General features: G+C 57.3%; 13 protein-coding genes. 5 read left to right on the top strand and 8 right to left on the bottom strand.

Going from position 1 to position 14,534, the window contains the following annotated elements:
- Nucleotide 1 precedes the first annotated feature (1 nt).
- The 4 genes from AC0V60_RS04530 to AC0V60_RS04515 all read right to left on the bottom strand — a co-directional run bounded on the left by AC0V60_RS04530 (nt 2) and on the right by AC0V60_RS04515 (nt 4,808).
- Complete coding sequence (locus AC0V60_RS04530; RefSeq protein WP_486177333.1) at nt 2-724, bottom strand: SDR family oxidoreductase; 723 nt, start codon at nt 722-724, stop codon at nt 2-4.
- 35 nt (nt 725-759) lie between these two features.
- On the bottom strand, nt 760-2,112 hold the full coding sequence (gene gorA, locus AC0V60_RS04525) for a glutathione-disulfide reductase (RefSeq protein ID WP_486177332.1): 1,353 nt from the start codon (nt 2,110-2,112) through the stop codon (nt 760-762).
- Nucleotides 2,113-2,210: 98 nt separating this feature from the next.
- On the bottom strand, nt 2,211-3,239 hold the full coding sequence (locus tag AC0V60_RS04520) for a hypothetical protein (RefSeq protein WP_486177331.1): 1,029 nt from the start codon (nt 3,237-3,239) through the stop codon (nt 2,211-2,213).
- Nucleotides 3,240-3,350: 111 nt separating this feature from the next.
- Nucleotides 3,351-4,808 carry a DEAD/DEAH box helicase gene (locus AC0V60_RS04515; protein ID WP_486177330.1) on the bottom strand — a complete coding sequence of 486 codons (1,458 nt, stop codon included), beginning with the start codon at nt 4,806-4,808 and terminating at the stop codon, nt 3,351-3,353.
- Nucleotides 4,809-5,231: 423 nt separating this feature from the next.
- Here AC0V60_RS04515 and AC0V60_RS04510 point away from each other — a divergent pair, with 423 nt between their 5' ends.
- On the top strand, nt 5,232-5,519 hold the full coding sequence (locus AC0V60_RS04510) for a GIY-YIG nuclease family protein (RefSeq protein WP_486177329.1): 288 nt from the start codon (nt 5,232-5,234) through the stop codon (nt 5,517-5,519).
- A 213-nt stretch (nt 5,520-5,732) separates the two neighbouring features.
- Here the strand turns inward: AC0V60_RS04510 and pgi are convergent, their stop codons facing one another.
- Nucleotides 5,733-7,295, bottom strand: a complete 1,563-nt coding sequence (gene pgi, locus AC0V60_RS04505; protein ID WP_486177328.1) for a glucose-6-phosphate isomerase — start codon at nt 7,293-7,295, stop codon at nt 5,733-5,735.
- Between the two features lie 65 nt (nt 7,296-7,360).
- Between pgi and lepB the strand changes: the two genes are divergently transcribed.
- From lepB to AC0V60_RS04485, 4 genes are read left to right on the top strand one after another with little or no spacing between them, the layout of a single operon-like run.
- A complete protein-coding gene (gene lepB / locus AC0V60_RS04500) occupies nt 7,361-8,245 on the top strand; it encodes a signal peptidase I (protein ID WP_486177327.1) in 885 nt (294 codons plus the stop codon).
- Nucleotides 8,242-8,937: a ribonuclease III gene (rnc, locus tag AC0V60_RS04495; RefSeq protein ID WP_486177326.1), complete on the top strand. Its 696-nt coding sequence runs from the start codon at nt 8,242-8,244 to the stop codon at nt 8,935-8,937. Before lepB ends, rnc begins: the two co-directional genes overlap by 4 nt.
- Nucleotides 8,938-8,941: 4 nt before the next feature.
- Nucleotides 8,942-9,853, top strand: coding sequence for a GTPase Era (gene era / locus AC0V60_RS04490; protein WP_486177325.1), 912 nt, complete (start codon nt 8,942-8,944; stop codon nt 9,851-9,853).
- On the top strand, nt 9,841-10,737 hold the full coding sequence (locus AC0V60_RS04485; RefSeq protein ID WP_486177324.1) for a hypothetical protein: 897 nt from the start codon (nt 9,841-9,843) through the stop codon (nt 10,735-10,737). The genes era and AC0V60_RS04485 overlap by 13 nt, the downstream gene beginning before the upstream one ends.
- A gap of 164 nt (nt 10,738-10,901) precedes the next feature.
- On the opposite strand, the gene AC0V60_RS04480 is transcribed toward AC0V60_RS04485, so the two are convergent.
- From AC0V60_RS04480 to AC0V60_RS04470, 3 genes are all read right to left on the bottom strand, one after another.
- Entirely contained in the window at nt 10,902-11,084 is a 183-nt protein-coding gene (locus tag AC0V60_RS04480) for a hypothetical protein (RefSeq protein WP_486177323.1), read from the bottom strand.
- 6 nt (nt 11,085-11,090) lie between these two features.
- Complete coding sequence (gene topA, locus AC0V60_RS04475) at nt 11,091-13,685, bottom strand: type I DNA topoisomerase (protein WP_486177322.1); 2,595 nt, start codon at nt 13,683-13,685, stop codon at nt 11,091-11,093.
- Between the two features lie 100 nt (nt 13,686-13,785).
- Entirely contained in the window at nt 13,786-14,499 is a 714-nt protein-coding gene (locus AC0V60_RS04470) for a glycerophosphoryl diester phosphodiesterase membrane domain-containing protein (protein ID WP_486177321.1), read from the bottom strand.
- Nucleotides 14,500-14,534: the final 35 nt, after the last annotated feature.

The following is a 14,534-nucleotide window of genomic DNA, read 5'->3' as shown; positions in this document are numbered from 1 at the left end:
ATCAAAAACTCAGCATGATCCGCTGTGCGAGCGATGGCGATATCCCATGGACAAACCGCAAAAGCCGGGTCTGCCCGATAAAAACCTCCTGCTTATCGCGCTGGATCGCCGCAAGAATATCGCCCGCGCAATGCTCGGGCGTCATTTTCGCGGTGTTATAGGCAGAGGTCATCTGCGTATCGACCATCGGCGGGAGCGCTTCGATCACATGCACAGGCTCACCTTTAAACTGCGCGCGCAGCGAAAGGGCGAAACTGCGAAGTCCCGCTTTGCTCGCGCAATAGACCGCCGCATCTTTGCTTGGCGCGAGCGCAAGGCCTGAGCTGACAAACACAATCGTAGCCTCGGGGCGTTTGCGAAGGCGTTTGAGCAATCCCCCGGTGAGCCGTGCAGGCGCGCAGAGGTTGGCATAAAAGCAAGCATCCGCCTCATCCCCGTCTACGGCGTTTTCCGCATAATTGGTCTCAGTCCCCATCCCGGCATTGTTGATGAGGATATCGAGGGTCTTCTTGCCCCATTCATTGATCAGAGCTTCGACCCCTTGAGGGCTGGACAAATCCACCTCAATCGCGCCGAAACCTTGGGTGCGCATTTCTGCAAGGCGCTGAGCGTTGCGCCCAGTGATCGTCACATCCGCGCCCGCCTCGCGCATTTGAAAGGCCAAAGCTTTTCCAATCCCTGCACTGCCGCCTGTGAGCAGCACTTTTTTGCCCGCGATTTCCATGACTTCGTCCCCCTTCAATACTCCGCAGCGGGAGCCTACTTCAAAAGCACCAATTCCTCGGCCATGCTGGGATGGATCGCAGTCGTCGCGTCGAAATCAGCCTTGGTGAGGCCCGCTTTGATCGCCACCGCTGCGGCCTGAATGATCTCAGCGCTTTCTGGGCCGATCATGTGCAGGCCGAGGACTTTATCGCTCTTGGCATCGGTGATCATCTTATAAAGCCCGCGCTCCATCCGGTCTGAGAAGATGTTCTTCATCGGGCGGAAATCGGATTTGTAGATGTTGATCTCGCCGGAAGCCTCACGCGCCTCTTCTTCGGTCATTCCGACGCTTGCGATCGAAGGCTGAGAGAAGACGGCGGTAGGGATGCAGGAGTGGTCGACGCAGCGCTTATTGCCGCCAAACAGCGTATCAGCCACCGCATGGCCTTCGCGAATGGCAACTGGGGTAAGCTGCACCCGGTCGGTGACATCGCCCACGGCATAGACGCTATCGCAGCTGGTTTTCGAATATTTGTCGACTGGGATCTCGCCTTTGCTTCCAAGCTCAATCCCAGCGTTTTCGAGACCCAGACCCTCAACACGCGGCTTGCGCCCAGTGGCGACCAATATCTGGTCGACCTGGCTCTTGGTGCCGTCGGTCAAGGTCACATCGAAAGAGCCATCATCGGCCTTTTCGACGCGCTCAATCTGAGCCCCTAATTGCATGTCGACACCGCGCGCTTCCATGATGGGAGGCAAGCGGTTCACGATCTCCTGTTCATAGCCGCGCAGGATCGTTTCGGAGCGATTGACCAGCATCACATCGCTTCCGAGCGCGTTGAAGACCCCCGCAAATTCGAGCGCGATATAACCGCCGCCCATCACCATCAGACGCTTTGGAAATTCATCGAGGTAGAAAATCTCGTTCGACGTGATGCAATGCTCATTGCCCTCGAAATCAGGCACCACAGGTTCGCCGCCGGTCGCAACAAGGATGTATTTTGCCGTGATATCGCGCCCACTGGCGAGCTTAACCGAATGAGGGCCAGTGATAGTGGCGCGCTCAGAGAAGCTCTCCACCCCTGCCCCGCCAAGCGTCTGGCCATAAAGGCCTTCAAGCCGGTCCACATCGCTATTCACGAAATCGCGCAAGGTTGCCCAATCAAAGCTGTTGTCTTTCAGCGTCCAGCCCTTGTGCGCAGCGTGGGACAGTTCCTCTGCGAACATGGAGGCGTAGACCAGCATCTTTTTGGGCACACAGCCACGGATCACGCAGGTCCCGCCATAGCGGTGCTCTTCTGCGATACCAACCTTTGCGCCGTGCCCGCCAGCGATCCGGCTAGCGCGAACGCCGCCAGAGCCAGCGCCAATGGTGAAAAGGTCGTAGTCGTATTCTTGCTCTGCCATATCCGTTCCTCTTGATAGGTTCGCATATGGTCATGTTCACTCAAACCAGCAAGCACGTTACACCGCAGCCCAATCGCAAGGCATGCTTTGCAAGAAGCTCAGCTTTCAAGGAAGCGAGCGTAGTCGCGCAAAAGCTCAAAGGCTTTCATATTCTCAAGCGTGATTAGCCCATCATCCGTGATGCCAGTAAGGCGGTGGATCAGCCTCAGGATCGCTTTTTGCTCAGTTTCGCCAATATTCATCAGCGTAATGAGCATATCGGGGTTGTCGTGTTCCAGCTCGTCAAACAGCATCGCGACATTCATCGGATCAAAGCCGAAACCAAGGAAGCCCAGGCGCTTTCCGCGTGACATTTCAGCGCGCAGATAAGAGCGGAACTGGCGCGATTTCTCTCGCTGGCTTGCGGTGAAAATACGGCGCGACAGGGCCACGATATTTTCTGCATCGACATCGCCCCACTCAGCCCCGTTTTCCGCATCACCTTGCCAAGGAAGGCGGCCAGCCACCCCGTAAGGATGGACAATACGAAGCCGCCCTGCGATCAGTTCCTGTGCCTCTCCAATGCTCATTCCAAAGGCGCGCTGCACCACCCAAGGCAAATAATGCTCAATTGCTCGGTCATAGTTGAAGCACACGATGGAGAGCTTTTCAAAACACTCCTCAGCGCGCGCACGCGGCACACCTTTGACGATGAGCTGGCCCAGCTGGAAAAGCCAGTTTTCCGTGCCCCTTAGCGGCAGCTCTTCAACGGAACGCGGCTCGCGGGCAAGCGTCGACTTCGATTCCGCCTGAAGCGTGTAATAGACAATCGCAAGCTTACCTGCAGCCTGCACGGCAGGATCATGGCCATATTGCTCAAGGATCGCATCAATATTGGTGCTGACCAAAGTCGCATCCCGGATGGCTTTCGCACCCTCGACGAGCTGATCGTAGGTCATTCCCAGCTCAGGTGCGACTTTCTCAAACAATTGCGCAAGGTTCACCAGATCGCGTGATTTGACCTCGGAATTAAGCCGTTCAAACTCATAGCCGGATGCGATTTTGCCGAGCAGTTCAGGCCCGTCGGGCATCTCAATCTCGCGGTTCGCCCCGGCGCCAATTATCAGAGTGGTATCGGTGCGGATCATATCGCGAAAAGCTCCCTAGCGGATGTGAGACGCCAGTTAGGAGGCCTATACTTAATTTCGCTTTAAAGAGAGGTGTTTTGGCGAACAAATTTCACCCCGTCTGGCAGCAAGTTAGCTGCTGGAAGGGCGCGAGCGACCACCGCTGCCACCGCTGCCACCGCCGCCACTGCGGTTGCCGCCGGGGCGCCCACCGCCCGGCTTACCAAAGCGCCTGCCGCCGCCGGCCTTGCCGCCACCACCACCTGGCCGGCCTTTGCGGGCCTGATGCTTGGGCTTAGGCTTCTTCGGCTTTTCGGGAGCTTCGCCTTTGGGCTTTTTCTTCGCAGATGCGCCAGCAGGCTTGGGCTTGACCTTTTTCCTAGAGACCCGCGTTGCGCCGGGAGGTGGCGGCTTGGTCGGGCCTTCGCCTTCAACCACCGCGCGGAAGTTTTCCGGCAGGTCGAGCCGGTCCAACTCCGCCTTTGTCACTTTGCGGATGTCTTTGAGGTAGGAGCGCTCGTCCTCACCGCAAAAGGCAATTGCAATCCCATCTTTGCCCGCCCGCGCGGTTCGGCCGATACGGTGCACATATTGCTCAGGCACATTGGGCAGTTCGTAATTGATGACGTGGGAAACGCCCGGAATATCAATCCCGCGCGCCGCCACATCGGTGGCGATCAGGATATTGGTCTTGCCCCGGCGAAACTCATCCAATGCACGTTGGCGTTGAGGCTGAGATTTATTGCCGTGGATGGCGTTCGATTCAATTCCGCGCTGGCGCAGTTTCTTCACCACCCGGTCTGCGCCATGCTTGGTGCGGGTGAAGATGAGGATGCGCTCAAGATCACCCGGAACCCGGTGCTGCCCGCCAAGGATCATGTCGAGCAGCCACTGCTTCTCATCCTTTTGGACCATGAAGATATATTGCTCGATCCGCTCAGCCGTCGTGCTTTCGGGCGTGACGCTGACCTGCACCGGATTGCGGCAATAGTTCTTCACCAGCTCTTTAATCGCCTTGGGCATAGTGGCGGAGAAAAACAGCGTCTGACGCTCTTTGGGTACCAGTTCGTTGATGCGCTTGAGGGCATGGATAAAGCCGAGATCGAGCATCTGATCCGCTTCATCGAGAACCAGCACTTCGACGCCGTTGAGGTTGAATGCCTTCTGGTCAATGAGGTCGAGCAAACGCCCCGGTGTCGCGATCAGAATATCGGTGCCGCGGTGGAGCTTGTTGCGGTCTTTGTTGACGGAAGTGCCGCCAACAATCGCCTGCACCTTAAGGCCCGCGAGAGCGCCATAGTCTTTGGCCGAGGCAGCAATCTGCTGCACCAACTCGCGCGTCGGAGCGAGCACAAGCATGCGGCAGGATTTGAACGGAATGCGATTGTCGCTCGCGCGCAGCCGGTCGATAGCAGGCAGCATAAATGCCGCCGTTTTGCCGGTGCCCGTTTGCGCAATACCGAGGAGGTCGCGGCCCTCGAGAACCGGCGGAATGGCCTGTTCCTGGATCGGCGTAGGAGTGGAATAGCCCTTAAGATCAAGCGCTTGTAAGACAGGCTGTGAAAGCCCGAGTTGGTCGAAATTTGTCATGTGTATTCTTTGCTATGTGCGGCGCACGAGATGGCGCGTCGCGGGTGGTGAGGCGATGCGCACACTTCCATAGTCATTGCGAGGAGCCGCAGGCGACGCGGCAATCCAGAGCGGAGCGCATAAGGGCTCCTGGATCGCCACGCCCTATCGGGCTCGCGATGACGAGTGGAAAGCAGCAGCGCTCCGTCTCGTCGGAACCGCCCGCGTGAAATGGGAAGCTGTAAGAGATTGGGTGAAACGCTAAGCCGGGGCGGGTTAAAAAGAGAGCCGCCGCTTCACGCTGACTTTGGGTGCGTTTCGTGATTGAGGTACACATGGATGTTGCAGCGCAAAAAGTCAAAGCAATTCGCCTACAGCCCCCCTTACCCACCTCCGTTCGTCCTGAGCCTGTCGAAGGACGCACGACCATGGTAGACGCACAGAATGCCCTTTTATTGTTATATCCTCAAATGCAATGATGGCAGCTACTACACAGGGCACACGGACGACCTTGAACACCGAATTGCATCCCATAACTCAGGAGCAATCCCCGGCTACACCGCCGAAAGACTGCCTGTGGAATTGGTATGGTCCGAAGAATTCCCGACCCGCGAAGAGGCCCTGTTTAGCGAGCGCCGCATCAAAGGCTGGAGCCGCGCCAAAAAGGAAGCGCTCATCCGAGACGATTGGGAAGAAATCAAACGCCTCGCTCGAAACCGGAAAGGCGGATAGGTCGGCGCGCGTCCTTCGACAGGCTCAGGACGAACGGGCGGGTATTTGTCAGTTCACCCACTCGGTCGCATCGCATATTCTGGCGACGGTTCCTTACACGGTCGGCGTGGGCAAACCATTTCGATGTTTGTTTGCAGGGTTCGGGTCCCTGTCATGGAATCCACCAAGCTCCGTTCGTCCTGAGCCTGTCGAAGGACGCTCGCGAGGCTCCACCTAACCCAACCCCGCCGCTTCCATCAGCGCTTTCGTACTCGCATCAAAATCCCCCTCCCCGCTTTCCACCTCTTTCGCCATTTTCTTCCCCAGCTCGACGCCGAATTGGTCGAAGGGGTTGATGCCCATTAGGACCGCGCCTGCGAACACGCGGTGTTCGTGGAAGGCGATCAGCGCGCCCAATGTCGCAGCGTCCAGATCATCTACCAAGATCGTCGCCGAAGGCCGGTCGCCCGCAAAGCTGCGCGCCGGGTCCCTGCCATCCGCGCTCATATTGCCGCCTGCCATCAGCGCTGCACCTTGGGCAAAGCAGTTGGCGAGAAGCGCTTTGTGGTGCGCGGGGTCTAGCTCATCGCCCGGTGCGATGCTGGCGATGAAGTCTACGGGGATGAGATGCGTGCCTTGATGGAGGAGTTGGAACACGGCGTGCTGCGCGTCGGTGCCCACCCCGCCCCATGTGATGGCAGCCGAGGGCTTATCCAAGGGTTTCCCATCTGACGTCACGCTTTTGCCATTGCTCTCCATCTCAAGCTGCTGGAGGTAGTCGGGGAGCAACGCCAAGCGCTCATCATAGGCGAAGACTGCGCGTGTCTGACACCCACGGATGCGCGAGTAATAGAGGTCGCCGAATGCTGCGAGCAAAGGCCCGTTCGCCCTGCCCTCAGTCTCGCGGAAGTGGGTGTCCATCACCTGTGCGCCCGCCAAGAACGCGGTGAAGTCGTCCATGCCGACGGCCAGAGCCAGCGGGAACCCAATGCTCGACCACAGCGAATAGCGCCCGCCAACACTCTCAGGAAAAGGCAGAATGCGGGTTTCATCAACGCCCCATTCGACCGCCTTTTCAGGACTTGCGGTCAAAGCCACCACGCGCCCACTCGGGTCATCGACCTTGTTATCGGACAGCCACTTCAAAGCGCTCGCCGCATTGGTCATCGTCTCGGTCGTGGTGAAGGTCTTGGACGCCACCGCAATCATCGTCGTTTGTGGATCACAGGCTGCAAATGCCTGCTCCAATGCGAGACCATCAATGTTTGAGACCACACGCACGTCGACCAACTTCAAGTCCCGTGTCAGAGCATCCACTGCCAAATCAGGCCCCAAGGCGGAGCCCCCAATGCCGATATGAATGAGATGCTCGACCTTGCCAAACGCGCCCTCATGGATTGCCGTCACCAGCATGCCCATGCGCTGAAGCAGCTGATCCGCCTCTTCGCAATCCGCCTCTGTCCCGCTGCCGCGCATTGCACCGTGGGTGGCAGGGCGTCCCTCGGTTGGGTTCACAATGCCTCCACCGAAAAGCGCCTCGCGGGCCGCGCCGAAATCCATCACCTCGGCCAATTCCTCGAACGCTGAAAGCTCGGCCTCACCCAAATGCGTCTTCGACCAGTCGAGCAGCAGCCCCATCGGCCCCATCTCGCCAAGGTCAAACTCCAACCGCTGACTCATTTTCGCCGCCCGCGCCTCATCGCTGGCGAATAGGCCGGCAAGCGTTGGCCTTTCGAACTGCGACAACCGCTCCCAAATCGCATTGGCTTCGCTGGTTTGGTTCTTGGAAGCGGTCATGGGGCAAACCTTTTTGTGATTGAAATGACTATCTTGGACGCACACCACAGCGTAAGGGACTAGGCATGGACGCCAACGCGCATAGACCAGAGAATACACCTGCGTCTTCCCCGGGTTCGAATTCCGGGGTTGCAGATACGTCTGCAAACGCAGCCGAGCAAGAGGCCAAGGGGGAGTCACCGCGAAGTTTTGCGATCTTTCTGGTGCAATTGCTTATCGCAGTCCTGATCTTTCGAAGCTTCATCTTCGCGCCTTTTTCGATCCCCTCACAAAGCATGTTGCCTCAACTCAAGACGGGCGATCTGCTGCTCGCGGCGAAATGGCCGTATGGCTATTCGAAGAACTCGCTGCCCTTTAACGCGCCGCTATTCGATGGCCGCATTTTTCCTGGTGAGCCCGAGCGCGGGGACGTTGTGATCTTCAAGCATCCGATTGACGGAGTAGACTATGTGAAACGCGTGATTGGCCTGCCCGGTGACACGGTTGCCGTTGAAGATGGGGTGGTTGTCCTCAACGGAGAACCGTTGACGCAAGAACCCATGTCCGATGCTGCGGTGGCAATCTCTCCCAACACGAACTGCCCTGGCCGCGCGCGAACGCAGGAGTTGGAGCCGGGCGATCTGATCTGCCGCTACACCCAGTATCGCGAGACATTACCCGGCGGTAAAAACTATCTCACAATCGATTTGGGTTTTGACCAAGATGCCGACGTCTTTGGCCCCGTTACCATCCCGGATGGCCACATGTTCGTCATGGGCGACAACCGCGACAAATCGCTCGACAGCCGCTTTGCAGCGGTCTCTGGAATGGGCGTTGGGATTGTGGATCAAGACCTGCTAGTGGGCGAGGCTTCAATCATCTTGTGGTCAAGCGATGGCAGCGCCGTTTGGTCTGATCCTACAAGCTGGTTTTCGACTGTGCGCTGGAGCCGGATTGGAACTATCCTATGAGCACCCTTGCTGAAGAGACACGCGATTGGCTCATCGCTTCTGGCTTCATAGTCGAGGATGAGGCCATGTGGCTTGAGGCTCTCACTCATGGGAGTTTCAACTCAGGCAGCCCAGCGCAAACCGATCATGCACGCGACTATCAGCGTTTGGAGTTTTTGGGTGACCGCGTGCTTGGCTTGGCCGTCGCCAGTTGGCTTTACCGGGCAAGCGACAGCCACGAGGGTCAACTTTCACAGCGCCTGAATGCACTTGTCAGCGGGCGAACCTGTGCCCGCGTGGCTCGCTCGATCGGGATGCAGGACCATGTGCGCCTCGGCAAACAGGCGCGCGAGGATGGCGGCGCGGATAGCGACAATATCCTTGGAGATGTGATGGAAGCGATTATTGGGGCAAGCTTTCTCGACAATGGCTTTGATGCGACGCGCGATGTGATCTTGGAGCTTTGGCAAGGCGACCTTTCGGGCGATGCGGGTAAGGCGAAGCATCCGAAAAGCGCGCTTCAGGAATGGGCGGCGCATAACAAACGCGCTATGCCGCAATATGAGGTGACAGGGCGAAGCGGCCCTGACCACGCCTCGCGCTTTAAAGTCCGCGTGCGCATCCACAATGTGGGCGAGGCAGAGGCGGATGCATCAAGCAAAAGCGAGGCGGAAAAGCTTGCTGCCAAAGCGTTTTTGGAAGAATTTGGTTGAACATATGACAGATACTAAGAACGGCCCTGAAAAGTGCGGGGTTGTGGCCGTCATCGGTGCCCCCAATGCGGGCAAATCGACGCTTGTGAACCAGCTCGTCGGCCAGAAAGTCGCTATTACGAGCGCCAAAGCGCAAACCACCCGTGCCCGGATGCTGGGCATTGCGCTGCTGGACCGAGTTCAGATGATTCTGGTTGATACTCCCGGCATTTTTGCGCCAAAGCGCAGGCTCGACCGGGCTATGGTATCCGCTGCATGGGAAGGCGCAGAAAGCGCCGATGCGATCCTCCTGATCGTCGATCCAATCAAACAACGCCGCCACGAACTGGAGCCTCTGATAGAGGCTTTGGAACACCGCAAAGAACGCAAGATCCTGGTGCTCAATAAGGTCGATAAGGCGAAGAAAGAGCCGCTCTTGGCGCTCGCACAGGAGCTGGGCGAGCGTATCGCGTTTGAGGAGATATTCTTCGTCTCAGCTCTTACCGGCGACGGCCTGCCCCAGATGAAAAATGCGCTCGCCGGCATGATGCCTGACGGCGTGTGGATGTACCCCGAGGATCAAGTCTCCGATGCCTCAGAACGTTTACTCGCCGCCGAAGTCACCCGCGAACAGCTTTACCAACAGCTTCACGAAGAGCTCCCCTATGACAGCGCTGTGCGGCCCGAGAGCTATCAGGAACGCCCTGATGGGAGCGTGGAAATCCGCCAACAAATCGTGGTCGCGCGCGAAAGCCAGAAAGGCATTGTCCTTGGCAAAGGCGGCAGCCGCATTAAAGAAATTGGCGCTGCGGCACGGGCGGAATTGTCCGAGATGCTGGGGGTGAAAGTGCACCTGTTCCTCCATGTGAAGCACTCAGAAGGGTGGTCCGAGGACAAGGAAGTGTTTGAGGAAATGGGGCTCGATTGGGTGAAGTGATGAAAGTCTGGTCAGTTGCAGTTTTTTGCTTAGCTTTCGCTTGCCCGCGCTTCGCGGCTGCTAATGACTTCGATGAATCACCTTGTGAAAGACCGATGGCCCTCCCTGACGAGCTAGTCGCATCGAATCCTAAGTTCATCATCGTTGGAGAAACACACGGGACCGACACTGCGCCAGAGGTATTTGCCGATATGGTGTGCACGCAGGCGCAAAGCGGCCCTGTAAATGTTCAACTCGAGTTGCCGTCCGAATACGGAAAGGAGGCAAACCAGTATATTCAAAACGGCGATTTGTCAGCGCGCAAACAACTTCTGGATAGCTGGCCTTTTCGACTTGAAGGGTTCGATGGGCGGACAAGTGTCGCCTTTCTCGCGATGATTGACCGTTTACACGCCATGAGAGAAGCGGGATTGGACATAGCAATTTTTATCTCGCAGCCTGACTGGAGGACGATCAGGCCGCAGTATTATTATGAACTCGGCATGGCAAACCTTTGGGCACGCAATGCTGGAGAGAGGCCCGATGCGGTCAATTTTGTTCTCGTGGGTTCATACCACGCAAAAAAATCGGCATCCTCAGATGAAAGGGGTGCCGCGAGTTTTCTCAAAAAAAGCGATGTTCTGGCACTCGCGCCATGCGATGAAGGGGGAACTGCTTCTGTACAAGACTTCTCGGGCCCTACGATTGCAGAACTAAAAAACAACGGCCTAAATCAAACGCGCGGGGTCTATATCTCGTCTGACGTTCAAAATGTTGAAGAAAGCAATTTGCGCCATTCTTCTGATGACTTCGATGCCTACTATTGTGCTGGCCGGCCTGCCGTAGCATCGCCGCGTGCGGTGCCAGCCAAGTCAGATGAGGAATTGTTCGGATCGGCAGGCTAGAGCTCTTGAAAATCGAGGATTAGCATCGCCCCCCAAACGTCATCCCGGACTTGATCCGGGAACTAGAGCGGCGAGGTGCTTTGGTCGCAGCCATTGGTGCTAGTTCGCCTTGGACCCCAGCCTTCGCTGGGGTGACGATTTGGAATTAAACGAACTACCCGCCGTCAATGCTTTTTGGCGATCTTGATCTTCTGCTGCTTGGCAAAGCTCTTCGCCGACTCTTCGCTGCGCCCCAGTGCTTTCGCAATCTGTTTAAGGCCCTGCCCCTTGGATGCGAGTAAGCGGAGGCGGCCCGCTTCTTCGGCGTTCCACGGCTGTTTGTGGCGTTCAAATTTCTCTTTGCCCATAACCGCTTAGGTCTCGTCCGACTTTGCGGGCGCTTTCTTCTTAGCGGGGGCCTTTTTCTTCGCCGCAGGCTTTTTAGCCGCTGCCTTTTTTGCAGGAGCCTTTTTCTTCGCTGGCGCCTTCTTGCCGGTCTTCTTCTTCGCAGGTCCCTTGGCAGCGCGCGCGTCGATTAGCTCGATCGCTTTGGCAGCCTCGATGTCCTCAGGCTTAATGTCCTTGGGGATGGTCGCATTGGTCGTGCCGTCGGTGACATAGGGACCGTAGCGGCCCGGCATCACCTTGATTTCGCCCCCGCTCGTCGGGTGCTCGCCAAGCGTCTTGATCGGCTCAGCCTTGGCGCGGCCACCTTTGCGGTTTGCAGCCTCCGCCAGAAGCGTGACAGCCGCATTCATACCGGTCTCGAAGACATCAACCGTGTTCTTCATATTGGCATATTTGCCATCGTGGCGCAGATACGGACCATATCGTCCAATCGCAGCCTCAATGTCTTTGCCCGTCTCGGGGTGCGGGCCGATAATACGCGGCAGGTCGAGCAGTTTTACCGCCCACTCAAGGTTGAAATCATCAAGGTCTTTGGGGATCGAAGCGCGGGATTTCTTCTCTTCATGCTCCATCTCAACATAAGGGCCAAAGCGCCCGGATTTGCGGTGAATTTCAGCGCCCGTTTCGGGGTGCACGCCCATGAGGCCATCGTCTGATCCATCGTCCCCGCCCGGCTGTGCAAAGCGGCGGGTGAACTTGCATTCGGGATAGTTCTGACACGCGATAAAGGCGCCAAATTTGCCGCCGCGAAGCGAAATGCGGCCGTTCTCGCGGCCTTCGGTTTCGCACAAAGGGCAGTGGCGCGGGTCTTTGCCGTCTTCGCGCGGCGGAAAGAGATAATCTGAGAGGTATTCGTCCAAGGCTTCCGTCACCTCGGACGGCAATTTCTCCATGACCTCATCGGCCTTGGGTTTAAAATCGGCCCAGAATTTCGCGAGCAGCGCCTTGTAATCCTCGCGCCCGTCGGAAACCGTGTCGAGCTCGTCCTCCATGCCCGCTGTGAAATCATACGCCACATAGGTTGGGAAGAAACGCTCAAGGAAGGACGTCAGCAAACGCCCTGAATCCTCGGCAAAGAACCGCTTGCTCTCCACCCGAACATAGGCCCGGTCGCGCAGGGTCTGAATGGTCGAGGCATAGGTCGATGGACGGCCAATGCCGAGTTCTTCCAGGCGCTTAACCAGCGACGCTTCGGAGAAACGCGGCGGCGGCTGGGTGAAGTGCTGGGTGGCTTCGACCGACTTCTTGGCCGGGCAATCACCCGCTTTCAAAGCCGGAAGGAGGCCGTCCTCATCCTCTTCCTTGTCGTCAAAGCCTTCCTGATAGACCGCAAAGTAACCGGGGAAGACCACCACCTGACCCGTCGCGCGCAGCTCATGCTGACCGGTGGCATCCTTCATCGTGACGGTTGTGCGCTCAAGCTGCGCGGTCGCCATCTGGCTTGCCATCGCGCGCTTCCAGATGAGCGAATAGAGCTTGGCTTCATCGCCGTTGGCGAAACGGTCTTGCCCAAAATTGGTCGGGCGAATGGCCTCGTGCGCTTCCTGAGCGTTCTTGGCTTTTGTGCTGTAGAACCGCGGTTTTTCAGGGCAATAGGCGGCATCATAGCGGTCGCCGATGGCATGGCGGCACGCAGCAATTGCGCTCCCGTCCATCTGCACACCGTCGGTCCGCATGTAAGTGATCGCGCCTGCTTCATAGAGCCTTTGCGCTGCGCTCATGGTCTGGCTGGCAGAAAATCCGAGCTTGCGCGCCGCCTCTTGCTGCATAGTCGATGTTGTGAAAGGCGGCGGAGGATTGCGTTTGAGGGGCTTTTTCTCAACGTCCTCAACCGTAAAGCGGCCGCCTTCGACGGCGGCTTTCGCCTCCATCGCAATACCTTCTTCGCCTAGAGAGAGCTTTTCCAGTTTCTCACCTTTGAAGCGCACAAGCCGTCCGTCAAATTCGGTCCCGGCATGCTCCAACTTGGCAAGCACCGACCAATATTCGTCAGGCTTAAACGCTTCAATCTCGCGCTCGCGCTCTACGATGAGGCGCAAGGCAACCGATTGCACACGGCCAGCGGATTTCGCACCGGGAAGCTTACGCCACAGCACGGGCGACAGCGTAAACCCAAACAGATAATCGAGCGCGCGCCTGCCAAGATAGGCATCAATCAATGGCTGATCGAGTTCGCGCGGCGCTTGCATCGCCTCTGTCACCGCCTTCTTGGTGATCGAGTTGAACGTCACTCGGTCCACTTTCGTTGGCAATGCTTTGCGTTTCTTAAGCACATCCATGACGTGCCAGCTGATTGCCTCACCCTCACGGTCAGGGTCGGTCGCGAGCACCAGGCGCGAGGCGTCTTTGGCCGCGTCTGAGATCGCTTTGACCTGTTCGCGGTTGCGCTTGTCGGAATACACCTCCCAGCTCATGGAGAAGTCATCGTCGGGCACCACGCTGCCGTCCTTGGGCGGCAGGTCGCGGATGTGGCCGTAGGAGGCGAGGACTTTGAAGTCGCCGCCGAGATATTTCTCAATGGTCTTCGCCTTCGCGGGCGATTCAACAATGACAAGCTGCATAAAAGGGGATCGATTTCCTTACACGTGTACGTACGCGCGAGGGTGGCGCGCCTCGCGGGCAAGCGTCAAGTAGGTTTATCCGCCCCACTCGGCAAGGGCCCTATTCAAAGACCTCGGCCAGGTCTTCCCCGTTGTTCGCAAGCTGGCGGTATACCGTCACTGTGAATGCGCCAAAAAGAAGTGAGGCGACATTTTCAAGGATCGCGCTTGATAAGGCAGCGCCAAACAGGCCCAGGCCTGAAAGCAGACCGGCAAAGCCCTCAGTGACGATTGAAATGACGATCAAACAAACAAACAGGATTAATCCGGTCCCAAAAATCGACCATCCGAAACCTTGCGTGATTTGATTGCTGTCTCCGAACGCATCCACCGCGTTTTCTTCGCGAGTGATGACCAGCGGCAGAACAGCGATCCAGCGCACGGCAAGATAAATGCCAGGGATGAGGACCAATACCAAGCCAAAGCCGATGCCAATCCAAGACAGGATTGCAATCCCGATGAATGGCAGAACTCGGCCAAATCCGGGCGAGGCCGTGCGCAGGGTCATGGCCGCAATGAGCCAGTAGTAAGCAAGAAGACCAAGGACGAATGCGCCTATCACCGCGATGACTGTAAAAGCCCCTTGTGAAATCAAAGCTTGATCGACGGAAAGTCCAAAACTTGCAAAGTTTCCTGTGTCGCCGGGGTTAAGATAATTGCTGAGTGCACTGACCGGAATAACGATCACAAGATATGTAATCGCGACCCGGCTGTTCTCGCGCAGCTCTGCAAATGTGCCGTTGAGAAAGCTTGATAGAGTTGCTGTCTGGTTCACCCAAATTTCCAATCTTGCTTGGCAAAGCCATGACC

This window comes from Erythrobacter sp. S259, assembly GCF_057364965.1.
Note: the sequence above shows the minus strand (reverse complement) of the source record. Positions and strands in the feature narration are given on the sequence as shown.